This is a genomic window from Halorientalis sp. IM1011 (genome assembly GCF_001989615.1).
Taxonomy (GTDB): Archaea; Halobacteriota; Halobacteria; order Halobacteriales; family Haloarculaceae; genus Halorientalis.
Genome location: NZ_CP019067.1, coordinates 2,342,942 through 2,360,754, shown reverse-complemented (window position 1 = coordinate 2,360,754; position 17,813 = coordinate 2,342,942). Strand labels below are relative to the sequence as shown.

At 66.4% G+C, this 17,813-nt stretch carries 20 protein-coding genes; 12 read left to right on the top strand and 8 right to left on the bottom strand.

The annotated features are described in order from the left end of the window. Positions 1-37: 37 nt before the first annotated feature. The gene (locus BV210_RS12085) at positions 38-361 is read left to right on the top strand and encodes a hypothetical protein (RefSeq protein WP_077206885.1); all 324 of its coding nucleotides are present in this window, start codon (positions 38-40) and stop codon (positions 359-361) included. Here the strand turns inward: BV210_RS12085 and tmk are convergent. Together tmk and BV210_RS12075 are read right to left on the bottom strand one after the other, a co-directional pair. Then, complete coding sequence (gene tmk / locus BV210_RS12080; RefSeq protein WP_077206884.1) at positions 358-942, bottom strand: dTMP kinase; 585 nt, start codon at positions 940-942, stop codon at positions 358-360. The genes BV210_RS12085 and tmk overlap by 4 nt on opposite strands. Positions 943-985: 43 nt before the next feature. Then, entirely contained in the window at positions 986-1,495 is a 510-nt protein-coding gene (locus BV210_RS12075; RefSeq protein ID WP_077206883.1) for a universal stress protein, read from the bottom strand. 134 nt (positions 1,496-1,629) lie between these two features. Between BV210_RS12075 and BV210_RS12070 the strand changes: the two genes are divergently transcribed. The 5 genes from BV210_RS12070 (at position 1,630) to cofG (ending at position 6,354) form a co-directional block, all read left to right on the top strand. After that, positions 1,630-2,508 (top strand): complex I NDUFA9 subunit family protein, encoded by an 879-nt coding sequence (locus BV210_RS12070; protein WP_077206882.1) that lies wholly within the window; start codon positions 1,630-1,632, stop codon positions 2,506-2,508. Between the two features lie 145 nt (positions 2,509-2,653). Continuing rightward, positions 2,654-3,835: a tubulin/FtsZ family protein gene (locus tag BV210_RS12065; protein ID WP_077206881.1), complete on the top strand. Its 1,182-nt coding sequence runs from the start codon at positions 2,654-2,656 to the stop codon at positions 3,833-3,835. Further along, complete coding sequence (locus BV210_RS12060) at positions 3,813-4,583, top strand: hypothetical protein (RefSeq protein ID WP_077206880.1); 771 nt, start codon at positions 3,813-3,815, stop codon at positions 4,581-4,583. The genes BV210_RS12065 and BV210_RS12060 overlap by 23 nt, the downstream gene beginning before the upstream one ends. Then, positions 4,583-5,212, top strand: a complete 630-nt coding sequence (cofC, locus tag BV210_RS12055) for a 2-phospho-L-lactate guanylyltransferase (protein ID WP_077206879.1) — start codon at positions 4,583-4,585, stop codon at positions 5,210-5,212. Before BV210_RS12060 ends, cofC begins: the two co-directional genes overlap by 1 nt. A 26-nt stretch (positions 5,213-5,238) precedes the next feature. After that, entirely contained in the window at positions 5,239-6,354 is a 1,116-nt protein-coding gene (cofG, locus tag BV210_RS12050) for a 7,8-didemethyl-8-hydroxy-5-deazariboflavin synthase subunit CofG (RefSeq protein ID WP_077206878.1), read from the top strand. Here cofG and BV210_RS12045 read toward each other — a convergent pair. Further along, a complete protein-coding gene (locus BV210_RS12045; protein ID WP_077206877.1) occupies positions 6,348-7,043 on the bottom strand; it encodes a helix-turn-helix domain-containing protein in 696 nt (231 codons plus the stop codon). The two genes, cofG and BV210_RS12045, sit on opposite strands and share 7 nt — an antisense overlap. A gap of 284 nt (positions 7,044-7,327) precedes the next feature. Continuing rightward, complete coding sequence (gene cofH, locus BV210_RS12040; RefSeq protein ID WP_077206876.1) at positions 7,328-8,683, bottom strand: 7,8-didemethyl-8-hydroxy-5-deazariboflavin synthase subunit CofH; 1,356 nt, start codon at positions 8,681-8,683, stop codon at positions 7,328-7,330. A gap of 157 nt (positions 8,684-8,840) precedes the next feature. Here cofH and BV210_RS12035 point away from each other — a divergent pair, with 157 nt between their 5' ends. Further along, on the top strand, positions 8,841-9,677 hold the full coding sequence (locus tag BV210_RS12035; protein ID WP_077206875.1) for an SDR family NAD(P)-dependent oxidoreductase: 837 nt from the start codon (positions 8,841-8,843) through the stop codon (positions 9,675-9,677). Positions 9,678-9,684: 7 nt separating this feature from the next. Here the strand turns inward: BV210_RS12035 and BV210_RS12030 are convergent, their stop codons facing one another. After that, positions 9,685-11,499, bottom strand: a complete 1,815-nt coding sequence (locus BV210_RS12030; protein ID WP_157526001.1) for a histidine kinase N-terminal 7TM domain-containing protein — start codon at positions 11,497-11,499, stop codon at positions 9,685-9,687. Positions 11,500-11,697: 198 nt separating this feature from the next. Between BV210_RS12030 and BV210_RS12025 the strand changes: the two genes are divergently transcribed. Continuing rightward, positions 11,698-12,720 (top strand): phosphoribosylaminoimidazolesuccinocarboxamide synthase, encoded by a 1,023-nt coding sequence (locus BV210_RS12025; RefSeq protein ID WP_077206873.1) that lies wholly within the window; start codon positions 11,698-11,700, stop codon positions 12,718-12,720. On the opposite strand, the gene BV210_RS12020 is transcribed toward BV210_RS12025, so the two are convergent. The 3 genes from BV210_RS12020 to BV210_RS12010 form a co-directional block, all read right to left on the bottom strand. After that, positions 12,717-13,070, bottom strand: a complete 354-nt coding sequence (locus tag BV210_RS12020) for a hypothetical protein (protein ID WP_077206872.1) — start codon at positions 13,068-13,070, stop codon at positions 12,717-12,719. The two genes, BV210_RS12025 and BV210_RS12020, sit on opposite strands and share 4 nt — an antisense overlap. Before the next feature lie 251 nt (positions 13,071-13,321). Continuing rightward, positions 13,322-14,305: a formyltetrahydrofolate deformylase gene (locus BV210_RS12015; protein WP_077208052.1), complete on the bottom strand. Its 984-nt coding sequence runs from the start codon at positions 14,303-14,305 to the stop codon at positions 13,322-13,324. A gap of 235 nt (positions 14,306-14,540) precedes the next feature. Further along, positions 14,541-15,488, bottom strand: a complete 948-nt coding sequence (locus tag BV210_RS12010; protein ID WP_084802626.1) for a ribonucleoside-diphosphate reductase — start codon at positions 15,486-15,488, stop codon at positions 14,541-14,543. Positions 15,489-15,647: 159 nt separating this feature from the next. Between BV210_RS12010 and purS the strand changes: the two genes are divergently transcribed. From purS to BV210_RS11990, 4 genes are all read left to right on the top strand, one after another. Then, positions 15,648-15,905, top strand: a complete 258-nt coding sequence (gene purS, locus BV210_RS12005) for a phosphoribosylformylglycinamidine synthase subunit PurS (protein ID WP_077206871.1) — start codon at positions 15,648-15,650, stop codon at positions 15,903-15,905. Further along, the gene (gene purQ / locus BV210_RS12000) at positions 15,902-16,579 is read left to right on the top strand and encodes a phosphoribosylformylglycinamidine synthase I (RefSeq protein WP_077206870.1); all 678 of its coding nucleotides are present in this window, start codon (positions 15,902-15,904) and stop codon (positions 16,577-16,579) included. Before purS ends, purQ begins: the two co-directional genes overlap by 4 nt. 88 nt (positions 16,580-16,667) lie before the next feature. Further along, entirely contained in the window at positions 16,668-16,961 is a 294-nt protein-coding gene (locus tag BV210_RS11995; RefSeq protein ID WP_077206869.1) for a hypothetical protein, read from the top strand. 179 nt (positions 16,962-17,140) lie between these two features. After that, complete coding sequence (locus BV210_RS11990; RefSeq protein ID WP_077206868.1) at positions 17,141-17,782, top strand: hypothetical protein; 642 nt, start codon at positions 17,141-17,143, stop codon at positions 17,780-17,782. Positions 17,783-17,813: the final 31 nt, after the last annotated feature.

Below are 17,813 nucleotides of genomic sequence, written 5' to 3'. Positions count from 1 at the left end.
CCGACACCCCCAAGGAGTCCCGGCCCGTACGCGGGGTATGGTCTCCGCCGTCGACATCGCCGGGTTGCTGGTCATCGTCGGCCTCAACACCGCCATCGCGGCGCTCGCGACCCGGTTTTTCCGCGTCCGACTGAACACCCAGTGGGGCAGCGCGCTCTACGCCGTCGTCCTCACGCCGATCCCGCTGGTGGGGACGACGATCCTGTTCGGGACGGTCCTCGGGCCGAACCTGGGAAGTGCGAGTACCGTCCTCGCGCTCACGGTGCTGGTCCCGCTAGCTATCGGAATCGCCTTCGACTTCTTCTGGATGCCCGCACCCGACGACGTCCCCGTCCCGGACAACCGCCGCCAGCGCACCTAGGGGCGACGGCGCTCGATCTCGTCGACGGCGGTCGAGAGCACGGTTTCGGGAGCCTGTGTCGCGTCGATCCGGACGAACCGGTCGGGGTCGGCCTCGATCAACCGCTCGTAGTTGTCCCGCACGCGGGCGAGATAGTCCGCGGCCTCGAACTTGTTGGTGGCACCGCTGCGCTCGGCCCCCGTCTCCGGTGGGACGTCGAAGTACAGCGTCAGATCTGGCGCACGCGTGAACGGTTCGTGGACGCGCTGGACGTAGGCCATCGGGTCGTCGATCTCCCCCCGAAGCGTCGCGCCCTGATAGGCGTACCGCGAATCAGAATAGCGGTCGGAGATCACGAGGTCGCCGGCCGCCAGCGCGGGGCGGACGACTCGCGAGAGGTGGTCGGCGTGGTCGGCGGTGTAGAGGAACAGCTCCGCGAGTGAGTCGGCGTCGTCGTCGCGGATCGACCTGTCGACGGCCTCGCCGTACCAGGAGTCGGTCGGTTCCCGCGTAAAGGTGACCGAGCCGTCGAGTTCCCCACGCAGACCGTCCCAGACGGTGGTCTTGCCGCTGCCGTCGATCCCCTCCAGCGTGACGAGCATGGCGGTACTCCGCGGGCGGTGCTTGTAAATCGGCCGTTCCCGATCAGTCCGGGAGGTAGAAGTCTGACTTCCCCCTGCGGTGCGGGGAGGCGTCCTTGAGCTTCGCGATCTTGGCCGGACTGCGGTCCCGGACGATCACCACGTCGTAGGACTCCTCGGCGGCGACGCTGCTGCCGACACTCGAGATCGAGGTGACCAGGTGGCCCGCGTTCTCGCTCCCGATGAACACCATCGAGGCGTCCTCGCGCTCGGCCATCTTGCGCAGTTCCTTCGCGATGGCGCCGGTGGGCGCGTGTTTGTCGACGACGCGGTGCCGGAAGTTCGCGGACGGACACAGGTCGGTCACCTGCCGGTGGAGTCGCGAGACGACCGACTCCACGCTGGCGTCCTCGTTCGATTCGATCCACCCGTGCTCGCGAGCGTACTCGGCGTTTCCCTTCGGAATCACGCTCACCGCGAGCACGTCCTCCTCGAAGACGATCCCGAACTCCGTCGCGCGGACCAGGGCCGCCTCCGCCAGTTCCGACCCGTCGAAGGGGACGACTAGCGTCATACCGGAACTCGGTCGGCAGCGGGGATATATCCCCTGACAGTTCTCGGTCCGCGAAACACGACGGGCGAGTACCGCCGGATACCTGACTAGTGGCACGGTAGTTTTAACCCCATATAAACCGAATGGTAACCCGTATGAACGTTCTCGTCGTCGGCGGCAGCGGCTTCATCGGGACGAACCTGAGCGAGGAACTGTTGGACCGCGGCCACGACGTGACGGTCCTCTCCCGCGCTCCAGAGAGCGAACCGCTCCCGGCAGGCGTCGACACGGTTCGGGGCGACGTGACGGCCTACGACTCCATCGAGGGAGCCTTCGAGGGGCAGGACGCGGTGGTGTATCTGGTCGCGCTCTCGCCGCTTTTCAAACCGACGGGCGGCAACGAGAAACACTTCGAGATCCACACCGAGGGCGCACGCAACGTCGTGCAGGCGGCCGAGGAACACGGCGTCGACCGGCTGGTTCACATGAGCGCACTGGGAGCCGACCCGGACGGGCCGACGGCGTACATCCGGGCGAAGGGGCAGGCCGAGGACGTCGTCACCGCCTCGGGTCTGGACTGGGTGATGTTCCGGCCCTCCGTGGTGTTCGGCGAGGGTGGGGAGTTCGTCTCCTTCACGAAGAAACTCACCCCGCCCGGACTCGCGCCGTTGCCCGGCGGCGGGAAGAAGACGAACTTCCAGCCCGTCTGGGTCGGCGATCTGGTGCCCATGCTCGCGGATGCGGTGGAAGACGACGATCACGTCGGCGAGACCTACGAGATCGGCGGCCCCGAAGTGCTCTCGCTCCGGGAGATCGCCGAGCTGGTCCGGGACAGCGTGATCGTCCCGGTGCCGATGGGGCTGGCCGGCGTCGGCCTCAAGGTCGCGGGCGTGATCCCTGGATTCCCGATGGGCGGGGATCAGTTCCGCTCGTTGAAGTTCGACAACACGACCAGCGACAACGACGTCGCGGCCTTCGGCGTCGACCCCGCGGAGATGACGACGCTCTCCGAATACCTCGATTCCAGACCGTAAGCGCTCCTTTTTCGCGGTGCTAAGCCCCGATTAACCGGACTGCTTGCACGCGGTTGTGTGTCGCATCCGGCATTCTATTTGCTGATATTTGGGGGTAAAACTTATAGCCATTATGTGACTGTTTCCTCACACACGGAGACGAGTCATGAAACTCGCGATGATCGGGTTCGGCCAAGCGGGCGGGAAAATCGTCGACAAGTTCCTGGAGTACGACGAGCGAACCGGGAGCGGGATCGTCCGCTCTGCGGTCGCCGTCAACACCGCCAAAGCCGACCTACTGGGCCTCGAACGCGTACCGGAAGACAACCGCGTGCTGATCGGACAGGCACGAGTGAAAGGACACGGTGTCGGTGCCGACAACGAACTCGGTGCCGAGATCGCCGAGGAAGACATCGACGAAGTGCAGGGGGCGATCGACAACATCCCCGTCCACGAAGTCGACGCCTTCCTCATCGTCGCCGGTCTCGGCGGCGGGACCGGGTCGGGGGGCTCCCCCGTCCTGGCGAAGCATCTGAAACGCATCTACACCGAGCCGGTGTACGGGCTGGGCGTCCTGCCCGGCGGCGACGAGGGGGGTATCTACACCCTGAACGCCGCTCGCTCCTTCCAGACGTTCGTCCGGGAGGTCGACAACCTGCTCGTGTTCGACAACGACGCCTGGCGGAAATCCGGGGAGAGCGTCCAGGGCGGCTACGACGAGATCAACGACGAGATCGTCAAGCGCTTCGGCATCCTCTTCGGCGCGGGCGAGGTCGATCAGGGCGGCGCGGTCGCCGAGAGCGTCGTCGACTCCAGCGAGATCATCAACACGCTCGCGGGCGGCGGCGTCTCGACGGTCGGCTACGCCGCCGAGGAGGTCGAACCCGAGGAGGGCGGTGGCGGGTTGCTCTCGCGGTTCAAAGGCGACGACAGCGACGACGGCATGGACACCGCCAACACGACCAACCGCATCACCAGCCTCGTCCGCAAGGCGGCGCTTGGCCGGTTGACCCTCCCCTGTGAGATCGACGGGGCCGAGCGGGCGCTGCTCGTGTTGAGCGGCCCGCCGAAACACCTCAACCGGAAAGGTATCGAACGCGGTCGGAAGTGGCTCGAAGAGCAGACCGGCAGCATGGAGGTTCGCGGTGGCGACTACCCCGTCCCCGAGTCGGGATACGTCGCGAGCGTCATCCTCCTGTCGGGCGTCCACAACGTGCCCCGGATCAAGGAGCTCCAGCAGGTCGCCATCGAGGCACAGGACAACATCGACGAGATTCGACAGGAAAGCAAAGAGAATTTAGAGGAGTTAGTCGAGGACGATGATGATGAACTGGATCCGCTCTTCTAAGGGCACGATCGTAGTCGCACTGTTCGTGGTCTGTCTCGGGGCCGTCGGGACAGCCGCGGCGCTGACCGTTACCGCCGACGACCCGGCTCGTGAGGCCCAGGCGGGTTCCGAGATCAACACCACGGTCACGATCGACGACGCGTTTACCGAGAACAGCCAGTGGACCGTCGGCGCGGAGACGGAGCTGAACAACGTCAGCTGGACACTCGAGGAGTACGACCAGGGCTCCCGGGTCGAGCAGTGGAGCGACCTGGGCGGCCAGTCGATCAGTCAGGACGTCTCCAGCGACCCCTCGGGTGACGAACTCCGCCTCCAGATCCGCGGTGAAGTCCCCGCGGTTCCGGAGTACAACTACAGCAACCCCGCAGCCGAGAACGTGACCTTCGTCGCAGTCACGAGCACGTCCGGCGACAACACCCAGACGCTCGAGACCTACTCCGTCCACGTCTACACCAACGAGAGCAAGAACGCCCGGGAGGCCATCGACGCCGCCAGAGCAGCCAGCGACTCCGCCGGCAACCCGGACGGTGTCGAGAGCACCATCGACAACGCTATCTCCTCGTACAACAGCGGGAACTTCGAGAACGCGATGGACCTGGCCAACGAGGCCGAACAGAAGGCTACCTCGTCACAGCAGACGAGTCAGCTCGTGCTCTTCGGTGCGGTCGCCGTCGTCGCCATCGCAGTGATCGGCGGCGGTGTCTACTACTGGCGCAACCGCGGCGACGACTACGACAAACTGCGCTGATGGACGTTCTCGTCCCCCTGGCCGTCGACGAGCCCAAGACCCGGCTCGCGGGGACACTTGCTTCGTCTGAACGGGCGGATTTCGCCCGCACGATGTGTGCCGACGTTCTCGACGCGATTCGTGAGAGCCGCCACTCTCCCGAGGTGCTCGCCACGGCGGCCGTCGACGTGGACGCGCCGGTCAGAATCGACGCCCGACCCCTGACCGAGGCCGTGAACGCCGCGCTGGCCGAGGCCTTTTCGGATGGGGCCGACGCAGTCGGGGTCGTCATGGCCGATCTCGCGCTGGCGACGCCGGCCGCGCTCGATCGGTTGTTCGAGGCCGACGGCGACGTGGTGTTGGCACCGGGTCGCGGTGGCGGGACCAACGCGATCGTCGTCCGCCACCCCGAATTCCGGACGGACTACCACGGCGCGTCGATCCGCGACCACCGGGCGGCGGCCCGCGCCGTCGATGCCGACGTAACCGAGATCGACAGCGTCCGGCTCGCGACCGACGTGGACGAGCCCGAAGATCTGGTGGAGGTCCTGTTGCACGGCGAGGGCCGAGCCCGTGAGTGGCTGGTCGAGGCCGGGTTCGAGATCACGACCGCAGACGGCCGCGCGACCGTGACGCGCGCACAAGAGTGAAGTCCGGGGCACTCCGACCGGGACCTGTGATTCCGGGGACCGACGAGTACGGCGTCGACGTGACCGTCGCCGAGGACGATATCGAGCAGTTGCGCTCCGTGACGCCCGCGGACGTTGACCCGGCCGACCACCTCTCCTTCTGCCGGAACGTGTTCGTCCCGCTGACGACGGCCTGCCGGTACACCTGCACCTACTGCACCTACTACGACCCGCCGGGACAGGCCGACCTGATGAGTCCCGACGAGATCCGGGAGACGGTTCGCCGCGGGGCCGACGCCGGCTGTACGGAGGCCCTCTTCACCTTCGGGGACGACCCCGACGACCGCTACGGCGAGATCCACGACCAACTGGACGAGTGGGGCCACGACTCCATCCACTCGTATTTGCGAGAGGCCTGCGAGATCGCCCTGGAGGAAGGGCTGCTCCCCCACGCCAATCCCGGTGATCAGACACGCGAGCAGATGGCCGAGGTCGCGGACCTGAACGCTTCGATGGGCGTGATGCTAGAGACCACCGCCGAAGTACAGGCTCACGGCGGCCCCCGCGCCAAGAACCCTGGCCAGCGGCTCCGGACGATCGAGACGGCGGGTGAACTCGGCGTCCCGTTCACGACGGGCATTCTCGTCGGCATCGGCGAGGACTGGGCGGATCGGGCCGAGTCGCTGCTGGCGATCCGGGAACTGGACGAACGCCACGGCCACGTGCAGGAGGTGATCGTCCAGCCGGTCGTGGACAACGAGCGCTGGCGCGGCGGGTCCCCGAGCGTGGAGACGCTCCGGCGGACGGTCGCGATGGCCCGGTACTGTCTGCCCGAGAGCGTGAGCGTGCAGGTGCCGCCGAACCTCGCGCCGGCCCGCGAGGTGGTCGACTGCGGGATCGACGACCTCGGCGGCGTGTCGCCGGTCACCGTCGACCACGTCAATCCCGAGTACGAGTGGCCGGGGCTGGACGAACTACGTGCGGTCGCCGATCACGCGGGCGTCCCGCTCCGCGAGCGCCTGCCGGTGTACGACCGCTACGCGACCGACGAGTGGCTCTCTGAGCCGATAGGGGCGGCGATCGCCGCCCCCGACGCGGCCGGCGAGCGGTACCGGGCCGTCCGGGACCGCGGGACGAACCCGACGAGTCCACCGTCTCACTGATTCGGGCTCTCGGTTCCGGACTCGGGATCTGGGTACCCGTCGAGAGCGTGGAGTTCGCGGAACACGGTCGCCTCGATCTTCCGGAGGTGTTCGCCGACGTTGGCGGCCGAACAGCCGAGTTCGTCGGCCAGTTCCCGGTGGGTCACCCGGCGCGGATCGGCGTAGTACCCCTCCTCGACTGCGACGGTGAAAATTTCCCGCTGTCGGTCGGTCAGTTTCTCCATCAACTGGGCGGCGTCGGGGTAGGACGTGCCGGTCCGGACGATCCGGACGTCGATCGCCTCGGGCAGAGCTGCGAGTTTCTCGCGGAACCCGCCCTCGTGTCCCACGTAGGTCGCCTCCACGGTCGTCTCGTCGACGATCCTGATCGGCCACTTCACGAACACGTCCGAGGAGCGTCGCGTCTCCAGTAACGCCCGGGCGAACTCCGTCGGTTCGATCGAGAGGTAGGCGTACCACGTCCGCTCCCCCGAGAGACTGCACTCCCGGACCGGGTCGGCGGCCCTGACGAGCGACTCGAACCGGTCCCGGTCGCCCCGGCCCTCCGCCAGGGCGACCAGCGTCCCGTCGTCTAAGAGTTCGGCCCGGTGGATCGCCCGGATCGTCACCGCGGGCTCGACCAGCACCTCACCCACGAAGGGGTGGAACCGGGGCGCATCCAGCGAGAGTCGAACCGTCACGTGCCGCATCGTCCGATCGTTCTGACAACTAGGATATATTTCTTTTGCCGGTGTGAAGTGGAGAAGGGGGGATGGGGAATCGTTCGGCGGCGTCAGCCACCGAAGCAGGGATTCCCGGGCCGTACACTCCAATTGGCCCGCCGCAGTCCCGGATTTGCGGGCGACCGGTAATGGATTTTTACCCGCCCATCCAAAGTGGATTTATAAACATCCGAAGTTGAATGGATCCTCTTATAAAAAGACAGGCGGATCACCAGCGGCCAGTCGGTCAGGGCCGAGTCGCTGCCACTGTCTCAGCGATCCGGGACGAGCGGCGTGCCGTCGGCCTGCGGGCCGAGTTTGGGACCGAGCTGCTCGGCGCTCGGGTCGACGCGCCGGCGCTCGGTGTAATCGGTCGAGCGCTCGACGGGGACGCGGCCGATGGCCGAGATCATGTCGGCGTACTCACGAACGGATCGGCACTCGCCGAACCCCCCGCCGGCGCGTTTGGTGATCTCCTCGGAGAGGATCGTCCCCATGAAGTCGTCGGCCCCGCAGGTGAGCATCTTCAGCCCCTGGGCGTCGCCGTACTTCACCCACGAGGACTGGACGTGCTCGACGTTGTCGAGGTAGAGCCGCGAGACGGCGATCATCAGTTCGTCCTCGTGGGTGGTCGCGCCCGAGTTCACCATCCCGCGGTCGGCCAGCGGCGTCTCCTCGTGGACGAAGGAGAGCGGGACGAACTCCGTGATCGCACCGGTCCGCTCCTGAAGGTCTCGGATCCGGTCGAGGTGGCGCACGCGATGGGCCTCGTTCTCGACGTGGCCGTACATGATGGTCGCTGTCGTGTCGAGGCCGACGGTCGCGGCCGCCGCCATCGCTTCGAGCCACTCGTCGGTGCCGATCTTGCCCGGACAGATGACCTCGCGCACCTCGTCGACGAGAATCTCGGCGGCCGTGCCCGGGACCGAATCCAGCCCTGCGTCCTTCAGCCGGCGGAACACCTCCTCGTAGGACCAGTCGGTCCCGCGGCGGGCGTGGTAGGCCTCCTCGGGCGTCATCGAGTGGACGTGGACGCCGCCGACGCTCATCGCCTCGATCTGATCGACGTAGTTCCCCGGATTTTTCTCGTACTCCGCGGGCGGGCGGTAGTTCAGGTCCTCGCGCTCGCTGGTTTCGAGTATCTCGCGGTGTTCCGAATCCAGCGCGAACGCGGGGTGGAGTCCCGAGACGGAGGTGACCTCGTAGATCCCGCGCTCGACGGCGTCGGCGACGATCTCGCGGGATTCGGCGGGCGTCTTGGTGAACCCACCGTGGTCGCCCTCGTGGGACGTGCGGAACTGCTCGGAGCGGTCCTTGAAGTTACAGAACAGACAGCCGGTGTTACAGGCGGTGGTGACGTTGTTGTTGAGGTTGGCGACGAAGGTGACTTCCTCGCCGACCACCTCGGCGCGCCGGCGGTCGGCGGCTTCGAGGACGCGCTCTTTGCGCTCCCGGTCGATCCCGGGTCGGTCGGTGCCGGTCGTGAGCAACTCGATGCCGTCGGCGACCGTGAGGCGGTCGCCGGCCCGGGCCTTCGCGAGCGCGTTCTCGAACGACTGGTCGGTCTCGGGGCGGTGCTGGAAGTCGAATTCGCCCCGCGGAACCGACGGCGTGGCCGCATCAGACATTGCTACATGGCATGGGTGGTACCGTCATATACGTGGCGGGAGCGGCACCGCTCGTCGGTAGTGGCCGGTACTCGGGACCCGGCAGTCTCGATCCGATTCCCTCGTGGGCACAGACTAACAGTTATGTCGGCCCCGAGAGAGTCACCGGTGGACAATCATGGACGGACTCACTGGCAAGACGGCGCTCGTGACGGGGGCGGGGTCGGGGATCGGTCGCGCGACAGCGTACCGCTTCGCCGAGGAGGGAGCGAACGTCGTCGTGGCCGACATCGTCGAGGACACCGCCCGCGAGACGGTCGATCGCATCGAGGACGCGGGGGGTGACGCGATCTTCGTCGAGGTGGACGTGTCCGACCTCGACTCCGTCGAGCACATGGTCGAGACCGCGGTCGAGACCTACGGGTCCCTCGACTTCGCACACAACAACGCCGGTATCCTCACCGACTTCGTGGAGGTGACCGGTATCGCCGAGGCCCAGTGGGACAGGATCGTAGACATCAACCTGAAGGGCGTCTGGGCGTGCATGAAGGCAGAGCTCGCGGTGATGGAAGCACAGGGCGAGGGCGTCATCGTCAACACCGCGTCGGAGGCCGGCCTCGTCGGGATGGGTGGGCTCTCCAGTTACTCGGCCAGCAAACACGGCGTCGTCGGCCTGACGAAATCGGTCGCCCTGGAGTACGCCAGCCGTGATATCCGGGTCAACGCGGTCGCGCCGGGGCCGACGAAGACGAACATCCAGTCCGGTCTGCTGGGCGGCGGGCCGGGTGCGTCGTCGTCGCTCAGGGACCGGATCGAGCGTGCCGTCTCACTGGTCCGGACGGCGATCCGGACGCTCCGGGCCGATTTCGACACGTCGGCGATGCGGGACGTACCGATGGATCGCATCGCCGATCCGGAGGAGATCGCCGGTGTAGTCGCCTTCCTCTGTTCCTCGGACGCCTCCTACATCACCGGCCACACCATCCCGGTCGACGGCGGACAGGCGGCAGACTGAATGGGTATCAGTCGTCGGCCCCGATCCCGAGGTTCAGGTCGGTCGCTTCGTCGTCCTCTCCGGCCTCGGGGATCGCGGCGTCGAGTTCGATGGTGACGGTACAGCCCCGATCGGTGTTCTCGAACGCGATGTCGCCACCCGAGAGGTCGACGATCCAGTCGACCAGCCAGAGGCCGATGCTGGAGCCGTGTTCGAGCTGGGTCTCCTCGCGGCGCTCCAGCACTTCGAGTTCCTTGTAGGGGATGCCAGGGCCGTTGTCGGCGACCCGGAGGGTCGCGCGCTCGTCGCCACACTCGGCGGTGACGGCCACCTGTGGATCGTCGGCGTCGTTGTGCATGGCGGCGTTCTCGATCACGTTCTCGACCGCGTGAGAGAGGGCCCAGTGGGCGTTGACCGGACACGAATCGGGGAGATCGGTCTCGACGGCGACGCCGGGGAACTCCCGGCGGGTGGTCTCGACGGCCTCGGTCGCCATCTCGGCCACGTCGAACTCGCTGCGGGTGCGTTCGCTCGAGAGGAGTTTTTCGACGGTTCGGGCCTTCTCGCTCGCGTCGAGCAGGTTGTCGCTCTTGTCCATGATCGTCCGGAGGCGTTCGGCCTGCAGGCCGGAGGACTCCTCGGCGAGCATCTTCGCGTTGGACTTGACCACCGAGAGGTCGTTGCGGACGTTGTGCCGGAGGACGCGACTGAGCACCTGCTTGAGCAGGTCGAGTTCCTGCTGTTTCTGCCGGAGGTCGGTCACGTCGTAACACAGCACCGTCCACCCCAGATGGTCACCGCCGTCGTCGAGACGGGACACCCGGACCACGAAGGTTCGGGAGACGCCGTTGATGACCGTGGTAAACTCGTGGCCGTCGAGCAGGTCGGCGATCCCCGCAGGGGACGCCACGCTGCCGGCCTCGCCGCCGCGGACCCCCGGCAGTGATTCGGAGAGTTCGACCACGCCGACGATGCCGCGCCCGACAGCCTCGTCGGTGAGGCCGAGAACGAGTTTCGCCGCCTCGTTCAACTCGATGACCGTCCCGTCGACGGTGTAGACGAGGATGGCCCCGTCGATGGCCTCGATGAGGCTGTTCTCGGGCAGGGAGACCACGTCGTAGTCGCCGAAACGGGCCACGCCGAGGACGACGAAGCCGTGGGCCAGCACGTAGACCAGCGGGTGGGGCTCGTAGGGGAGATTCAAGAAGGCGAACCCGACGGCGAAGCAGAGGCCGGCCACGCCGCCCAGCACCAGCATCGCGTTTCGCCAGCGGTAGAGTCGTTGATCGGAGCGCGCCGTGAAGGCGACGAGCAGGCCGACGCTCCCGAGCAACAGGCAGAGGGAGTAGAGACGCTGACCGAGTGCGGCCGGACCGCCCTCGAAGACGAGCGGCGAGAGCACGGCGTCGGGGGTGGCGACCGACACCGACGACCAGTACAGCGAGTGTAGCCCCGGCACCGACGGCGCCGTGTTGGTGACGAGCAGGGCGACACAGATAGCCAGCGGTCCGCCGGCCAGCGCGAGCGTCACCCGACGGGCGAGCACGGCCCGCCCGGTCCAGACGACCGCGAACAGGTACCAGAGGAATACCACGACCGCCGCGAGGACGCCGAACAGCTTCCAGAAGATCACCTTCGTCGCGACCGACGGCGCGACCAGCGACAGCAGGTACAGGATCGACTGCAGACTGCCGAGCACCGCGGCGGCGAGCAAGTACTCCAGCCCCCGCACGTTCCGATTCGTCCAGTAGACGTACGCGAACGTCGCCAACACAACCGTACTGAACAGGTACGACCCCGCCCACAGCGCGTTCGCCAGCATCCGTGCTGTGGTCGCCGACAAACCACCTTGTAGGTTCGCACCGCATTTTCAGATTTGATTCCACTCCGAACTGCCTGCAAACGACGACTGGCCGGTCGGTTGGCGAGCGGGTACGAGGCCGACGATAGTAACCCCTTAGTGACGCCGCGGGGACCACCCGGTAATGACTGCTGTACCAGCCACGCCCGCGATCGGCCGCGAATCGGCGGGGTGGGACCGATGACGAGCGTCAAGGACTTCCGCGTCGAGCGGGCGGCCACGGCCACCGAACTGGGGCGGGGCGCGTTCGTGTTCACCGACGATTACTCGGTGTTCGACTGGGGGAAGATGCCCGACGCGATCCCGAACAAGGGAGCCAGCCTCTGTGCGATGGGCGCGTACAACTTCGAGTTGCTCGAAGACGCCGGCATCCCGACCCACTACGATGGCGTGGTCGGCGGGAGCGGCGAAGCGGTCCCGCTCAGCGAGGTCGCCGACCCGCCCCGCGAGATGGCCATCGAACTCACGCAGGTCCCGGACCTGCCCCACGACGGCCGCGAGTACGACTACGACGCCTACTACGCCGACGCCGGCGAGAACCACCTGATTCCCCTGGAGATCGTCTTCCGCAACACCGTCCCCGTCGGATCGAGTCTGCGGTCCCGCGCCGACCCCGCCGACTTCGACCTCGACTTCGCAGAGTGGCCCGACGAGGTCGTCGACCTGCCCGAACCGGTCGTCGAGTTCTCGACGAAACTCGAAGAATCGGACAGGTATCTGGATCGGAGCGAGGCCGACCGGATCGCCGGTCCCGTCGACATCGACCGACTGGAAGACCTCGCGCTCTCGGTGAACGAGATCGTCACCGACCGGGCCGACGAGGTCGGGCTGGTCCACGAGGACGGCAAGATCGAGTGTTTCCACTACGACGGCGAGATCCGGGTCGCCGACGTGGTCGGCACCTTCGACGAGAACCGCTTCTCCTTCGACGGACAGGAGGTCTCCAAGGAGGTCATCCGGCAGTACCACAAGCGCACCCAGCCCGAGTGGGTCGAGGCCGTCTCGGACGCGAAGGAACGGGCCAAGGCCGAGGACGTGGCCGACTGGAAGGCGCTCTGTGAGCGCGACCCCGAGCCGCTGCCGGATCACGTCGTCGACGCCGCCAGAGATCTCTACACGGCCGGGACGAACGCCTACGTCGGTCGGGATCTGTTCGACGCGCCGTCCCTGTCAGAGGCCGTCGAAACAGTCCAGGACCTCTAGGAGCGCGATCCGGACCCCGACAGCCGGGGCTGGAAGAGCCGCGCCGAGATCGGCCCGACGATACAGAGGACCCCGCCGATCACCGTCGGAATTATCCACATTGGTGCGCTCCAGATCACGTAGAACGTCGTGAACGAGAGCGCCATCGCGACGATCCCCCCGATCGGCGCGAGTTTCGGCCTCGAGAGCGCGAGCAGCCCCATCCCGGAGATGCCGATCCCCATGTTCATCACGAGTAAGAGCGGAACGATGAACCCGAATCGTTCGTCCTGTGTCAGATAGCCGACCGTCAGCATGCCGGCGAAGATGAGGACGATACCCCCCAGTTCGGTAAGTTTGTTCGACACCATCGTCCGTGTAGTTTACTCGCCGGACGTAATAAATGCACCCGAAAAACTGCGGTTCTTGGGTACCGAGCGAGGCCTGCTCGGCGTCGGGCGGTTTACAGTTCGGCGTTTCACTCGATCGGAGGACTGGCTCTGTTCCACGGCTCGCTACCGCTCGCCGTTCCACCACGAGGCCTCCTCCTGCGCTATGCTTGCTCGCGGCTCCTTTCGTCGCCGCTCGCACATTCATCGGCCTCCCTGCGCTCGTCCTCCCGTCAGTCGTCAGCCTCGCTTTCCTCTCCACCCCGATTCGCCACGATCTCGCCGAGTCCGTCGATCGGCCGGTCGGGATTCGCGTCGTCCAGCACCTCCGGCGACCCGAGTTGCACGTCCTCGCTCTCCAGATCGTCCCGAAGTTTCGTCCGGCCGCGGTGGACCGAGACGGCATCGTTGAGGTGGAGTTTGATCGCCTCGATGAGGGCTTCGGCTTCCAGCGGCTGACCGATGCGCTGGAGGTCCTCCTCGCTGGCGTCGTCGGGCACGTTGAACGCCCGCTGGGTGATGATGGGGCCCTGATCGAGGTCGGTGGTGACGTAGTGGGCGGTGACGCCCGCGATGCGGACGCCCTCCTCGATGGCCTGCATGTACGCCGACGCGCCGGGGAAAGCCGGCAGCAGGGAGGGGTGGACGTTGATGATCCTGTTCTCGTACCGGAAGACCACGTCCGGGCTGAGGATGCGCATGTAGCGGGCCAGCACCACGAGGTCGACCTCGTACTCCTGGAGGAGGTCGAGCATGTGGTCCTCGTCCGGGTTGCCCTTCTCGTCGCCGATGTCGTGGAAGGGGACGTCGTACTTCTCGGCCAGCGGGCGCAGATCGGGGTGATTGCCGATGACGACGCTCACGTCAGCTCCGAGGTCACCGTTGGCCCAGGCCTCGAAGATGGCCTCCAGACAGTGTGACTCCTTGGTGACCAGCACGGCCATGGTCTGGGTCTCCCGTTCGGCGGGGAACCGGACCTGAATGTCGACGCCGAGTTCCTCGCTCAGGTCGTCGACGTCCTCGCGGAGTTTCTCCTCGGTGCAGACCATCTCGGAGGTGTCGACGTGCATCGTCATCCGGAAGACGCCCTCCCGGACGGCCTGGTCGAGGTCCTCGATGTTGATGCCCCGCTCGAACAGCAGCGAGGTGACGTTCGCGATGAGACCGGTGTCGTCCTCGCCGACGACGGTAATCTCTGTCAGTTTGTGTTTTTTCACGGTGACCACCCGCTGGCGCTGTCGGCGACTGCAATCATGGTCCCTCTCGGCAACGCCCGGCGAAAAAAGTTGTTTTTCGCGGTACTGTCGTCGCGGGGACAGGATCCCACCGCGACCAGAACCCCGGCCGTGGAAATCCTACCCGAAATGGAACGTTCGGACCGTCCGGCAACAGCCCCTCCCGACCTCGCTGGGGAAGGGTGGTACGTACCAGTCGGACCGCCGAGAGACGTCGTTAGGCCTCGCCGCGGTCCTCTTCCAGCGTCACCAGCTGTTCGACCGGGGGTAGCTCCGCATCCTCCTCGGTCAGCACGTCGATGCGTCGGCGCACCTTGTCGGTGGCGTACTCGATCAGCGGCGTCGGGTCCACCTCCTCGGTCCGGGTCGCCTCGACGGCCTCGGAGACGAACGGCAGCAGGTCCATCAGCGTGTCCTGCACGACGGCCTCGTCGACGCCCTCCTCGTGGATCAGGCCCCGGACCTTGTGCATCCCGAACCCGACGTGGCGACCCTCGTCGCTCCGGATGTAGTTGATGCCCTCGACCAGTCCCTCCAGTTCGGGCGTGTCGACGCCGTCGTCGTACACGTCCGGCCCGTCCTCGCTGAACCGGGCGGAGATGCCGTAGTAGCCGGTCTGTGCCAGCACGCTCTCGACGGTGAGGTGGTAGTGACAGTACGCCTTCGCGCGGTTCTCGGGCGTATCGTCCTCCAGCAGGCGCTCCATCGCCTCCTCGGTCCGGTCGAACAGTTCGACGTACCCCTCGGGGAAGTAGCGCTGGTCGGTGGGTTCGGTGACCTCGGCGTCTTCCTCCTGTTCGGCGACGGGGTTGATGACTTCCCGCCAGTAGCGGTCGAAAAACTGCGTGTGTTTGGCCTCCTCGTAGATCTGCGTGGAGAGAAACATCTGGTCGTCGATGTCTTCGAGCACCATCCCCAGGGGCATCAGGTCCTCCGTCACCGCTTCCTCGCCCGCGCCAAACAGCGCGAGCGTCGTCCGCAGCGCCTCGAATCCCTCCTCGTCGCCGTCGAATTCGAGCAGGCGCTCGCGGTCCTGTTCGAGCAGTTCCTGCGGGATGTCCTCGTGTGGGTCCCAGTGGCGGTAGACGGCGTTGCGGAAGTAGCCACCGGCGAACGAATCCGGATCGATGCGCATGTCACGACTGGTGTCCCTGATCTGTGTCATGGGATGGTACGTGTCCACACGACACTCGGTGTTAACACTGGTGCCCCTGTAGAGAGGGTGTTTTAAACGATACGACGGTCGGTGAGTTTTCGAGTCTGTGGCTACGCGGGCGGCCGGAGATAACAAGCGTTAACGTCGGTGGTCACGGCACTCCCGACAATGACTGCCTACACCGCGACCGTGACGGTCCGGCTGAAACGCGGGGTGCTCGATCCGGAGGCCGAGACGACTCAGCGCCAGCTCGAACGGCTCGGCTTCGATCTGGAGGATCTCCGATCGGCCGACCAGTTCGAGATCGACGTGGACGCGACCGACGCCGACGCGGCCGCCGAGCGAGCCGACGAGATGGCCGAGCGCCTGCTTGCCAACCCGACCATCCACGACTACACCGTGGCGGTCGACGAACGAGACACATGACGGTCTCGGTGATCCAGTTCGGCGGGTCGAACTGCGATCGGGACGCCGTCCGCGCGCTCGACGAAATCGGGGTCGACGCCGAACTCGTCTGGCACGAGGACGGTCTCCCCGCGGACACCACCGGCGTCGTCTTCCCCGGCGGCTTCTCCTACGGCGACTACCTCCGGGCCGGCGCGATGGCCGCCCGCTCGCCTATCGTCGAAGAAGTCCGCGAGGCCGCCGACGAGGGCACGCCCGTCCTCGGCGTCTGTAACGGCGCACAGATCGGTTCGGAGTCCGGACTCACCCCCGGAGCGTTCACCACCAACCGGAGCGCTCGCTTCCAGTGTGAACACGTCCATCTCCGCGTCGAGAACGCCGACACCCCCTGGACCGAGGCCTACGAGGAAGGCGACGTGATCGAACTCCCCATCGCCCACGGTGAGGGTCGTTTCGAGATCAGCGAGGAACGCCTCGACGAACTCGAACGCGAGGATCGGGTCCTGTTCCGGTACTGCGACGACGCCGGGAACGTCACCGACGAGGCCAATCCCAACGGCTCGAAACACAACGTCGCGGGCGTGCTGGGCGAGCGCGATTCGGTCGCCGTGTTGATGCCCCACCCCGAGCGGGCCGCACTGCCCGATATCGGCCCCACCGAGGGGCAGGGCGTGCTGGAAGGCTTCGCCGAATAGGCAGTCTGACCAACCGAGAACCCGTCGTTCGTTTTCTTCCGCCGGGAATCGACAGAGCACTGAAATTCCGTCGGCCCCTAGTTCGGGTATGGCGACGACAGACGAGGCCGTCGAAACCGAGCGCGTCTGGCTGGTCGAACGCACCTACGGCGACGACGAGCAGAACATGATCATCCTGACCTACGCGACGCCGGACGGCCGGCGCGACTACCGGAAGGAACGCGCGCTGCCGAGTTTCACCGGCCCGGGACGGGAGACGAACGTGTCACTGGAGATGGAGCGAAGCAACCTCGGGACCGTCGACGACCCCGACACCCGGGAGCGCTACGCCAACGAAGTCGACCGAATGATCGAGAAGCACGACCCCGACGACACGCTGTAGCGCTGGTCGTGGCTCCATCCGTCGCTGCTCACGGGCTTCGCCCGGTCGCGTTTCGAGGCTCGACCGAAAGGAGAGTCTCGCATTCCCCGCTCACACGTCCGGCGACGTTCGCTACGCTCACGTCGCCCGCCCAGCAAACTTATATTTCGGCTGTCCGACACACCGACAGGTGACTCCCCGTGTCGAACATCGCACTCACGGCCGTCCTGTTGCTCGTCGGAATCGCACTGACAGTCGGCGGCGTCTTCTTCTACCGAACCGGGCTGAAACTGTTCGGGTTCCTCGTCGGCGGCGGCGCTGGCTTCTTCGCGGCCAGTACCGCCAGTCTGGGGCCGATCCCGACCATCGCCGTGATCCTCCTGCTGGGCTTCGTCGGCCTCGCCATCGCCAACAAGGTGTACCTCATCATGCTGGTCGTCCCCGGCGCAGTGACGGGCTTTGGCGCGGCGCTCGCGCTGACGGGCACGTCGATGGACCCGCTGACGAACCTGCTCGATCCCGTGATCCTCGCGGGGCCGGTCATCGGCGCGGTACTGGCCGTGTTGCTCCAGAAGGTCGTCGTCGTGTTCGTCAGCGCGGCCTGGGGCGCGGTGCTGATCTGGGCCGGGCTGGACGCCGACGCGATCGTCGAACCGCTGGCCAACCTCACGGTACCGACGCCACCGAGCTGGACCGGCGCGCTGATCGCCGTCGGCGTCATCGTCCAGATCGCCACCTGGGCGCTGCTTCGCCACTACGACGACGACGAACTCAAGGCGAAAGTCAGGGATGTGCTGGGCCGTGGCTCCGGCGGTAGCGGTCAACCCGAAGGCGGCCTCTGACACGGTACGGTTCAAGACGTTTCGAAGCTTA

Excerpts from the sequence above, each read along its gene's own strand:
- cofH (WP_077206876.1), bottom strand. The coding sequence starts at position 8,683 with ATGTCTGATGCGGCCACGCCGTCGGTTCCGCGGGGCGAATTCGACTTC.
- BV210_RS12070 (WP_077206882.1), top strand. The coding sequence starts at position 1,630 with ATGAACGTTCTCGTCGTCGGCGGCAGCGGCTTCATCGGGACGAACCTG.
- BV210_RS12025 (WP_077206873.1), top strand. The coding sequence starts at position 11,698 with ATGACGAGCGTCAAGGACTTCCGCGTCGAGCGGGCGGCCACGGCCACC.
- BV210_RS11995 (WP_077206869.1), top strand. The coding sequence starts at position 16,668 with ATGGCGACGACAGACGAGGCCGTCGAAACCGAGCGCGTCTGGCTGGTC.
- BV210_RS12060 (WP_077206880.1), top strand. The coding sequence starts at position 3,813 with ATGAACTGGATCCGCTCTTCTAAGGGCACGATCGTAGTCGCACTGTTC.
- BV210_RS12020 (WP_077206872.1), bottom strand. The coding sequence starts at position 13,070 with ATGGTGTCGAACAAACTTACCGAACTGGGGGGTATCGTCCTCATCTTC.
- BV210_RS12045 (WP_077206877.1), bottom strand. The coding sequence starts at position 7,043 with ATGCGGCACGTGACGGTTCGACTCTCGCTGGATGCGCCCCGGTTCCAC.
- cofC (WP_077206879.1), top strand. The coding sequence starts at position 4,583 with ATGGACGTTCTCGTCCCCCTGGCCGTCGACGAGCCCAAGACCCGGCTC.
- BV210_RS12035 (WP_077206875.1), top strand. The coding sequence starts at position 8,841 with ATGGACGGACTCACTGGCAAGACGGCGCTCGTGACGGGGGCGGGGTCG.
- BV210_RS12010 (WP_084802626.1), bottom strand. The coding sequence starts at position 15,488 with ATGACACAGATCAGGGACACCAGTCGTGACATGCGCATCGATCCGGAT.
- purQ (WP_077206870.1), top strand. The coding sequence starts at position 15,902 with ATGACGGTCTCGGTGATCCAGTTCGGCGGGTCGAACTGCGATCGGGAC.
- BV210_RS12085 (WP_077206885.1), top strand. The coding sequence starts at position 38 with ATGGTCTCCGCCGTCGACATCGCCGGGTTGCTGGTCATCGTCGGCCTC.
- purS (WP_077206871.1), top strand. The coding sequence starts at position 15,648 with ATGACTGCCTACACCGCGACCGTGACGGTCCGGCTGAAACGCGGGGTG.
- BV210_RS12065 (WP_077206881.1), top strand. The coding sequence starts at position 2,654 with ATGAAACTCGCGATGATCGGGTTCGGCCAAGCGGGCGGGAAAATCGTC.
- BV210_RS12075 (WP_077206883.1), bottom strand. The coding sequence starts at position 1,495 with ATGACGCTAGTCGTCCCCTTCGACGGGTCGGAACTGGCGGAGGCGGCC.
- tmk (WP_077206884.1), bottom strand. The coding sequence starts at position 942 with ATGCTCGTCACGCTGGAGGGGATCGACGGCAGCGGCAAGACCACCGTC.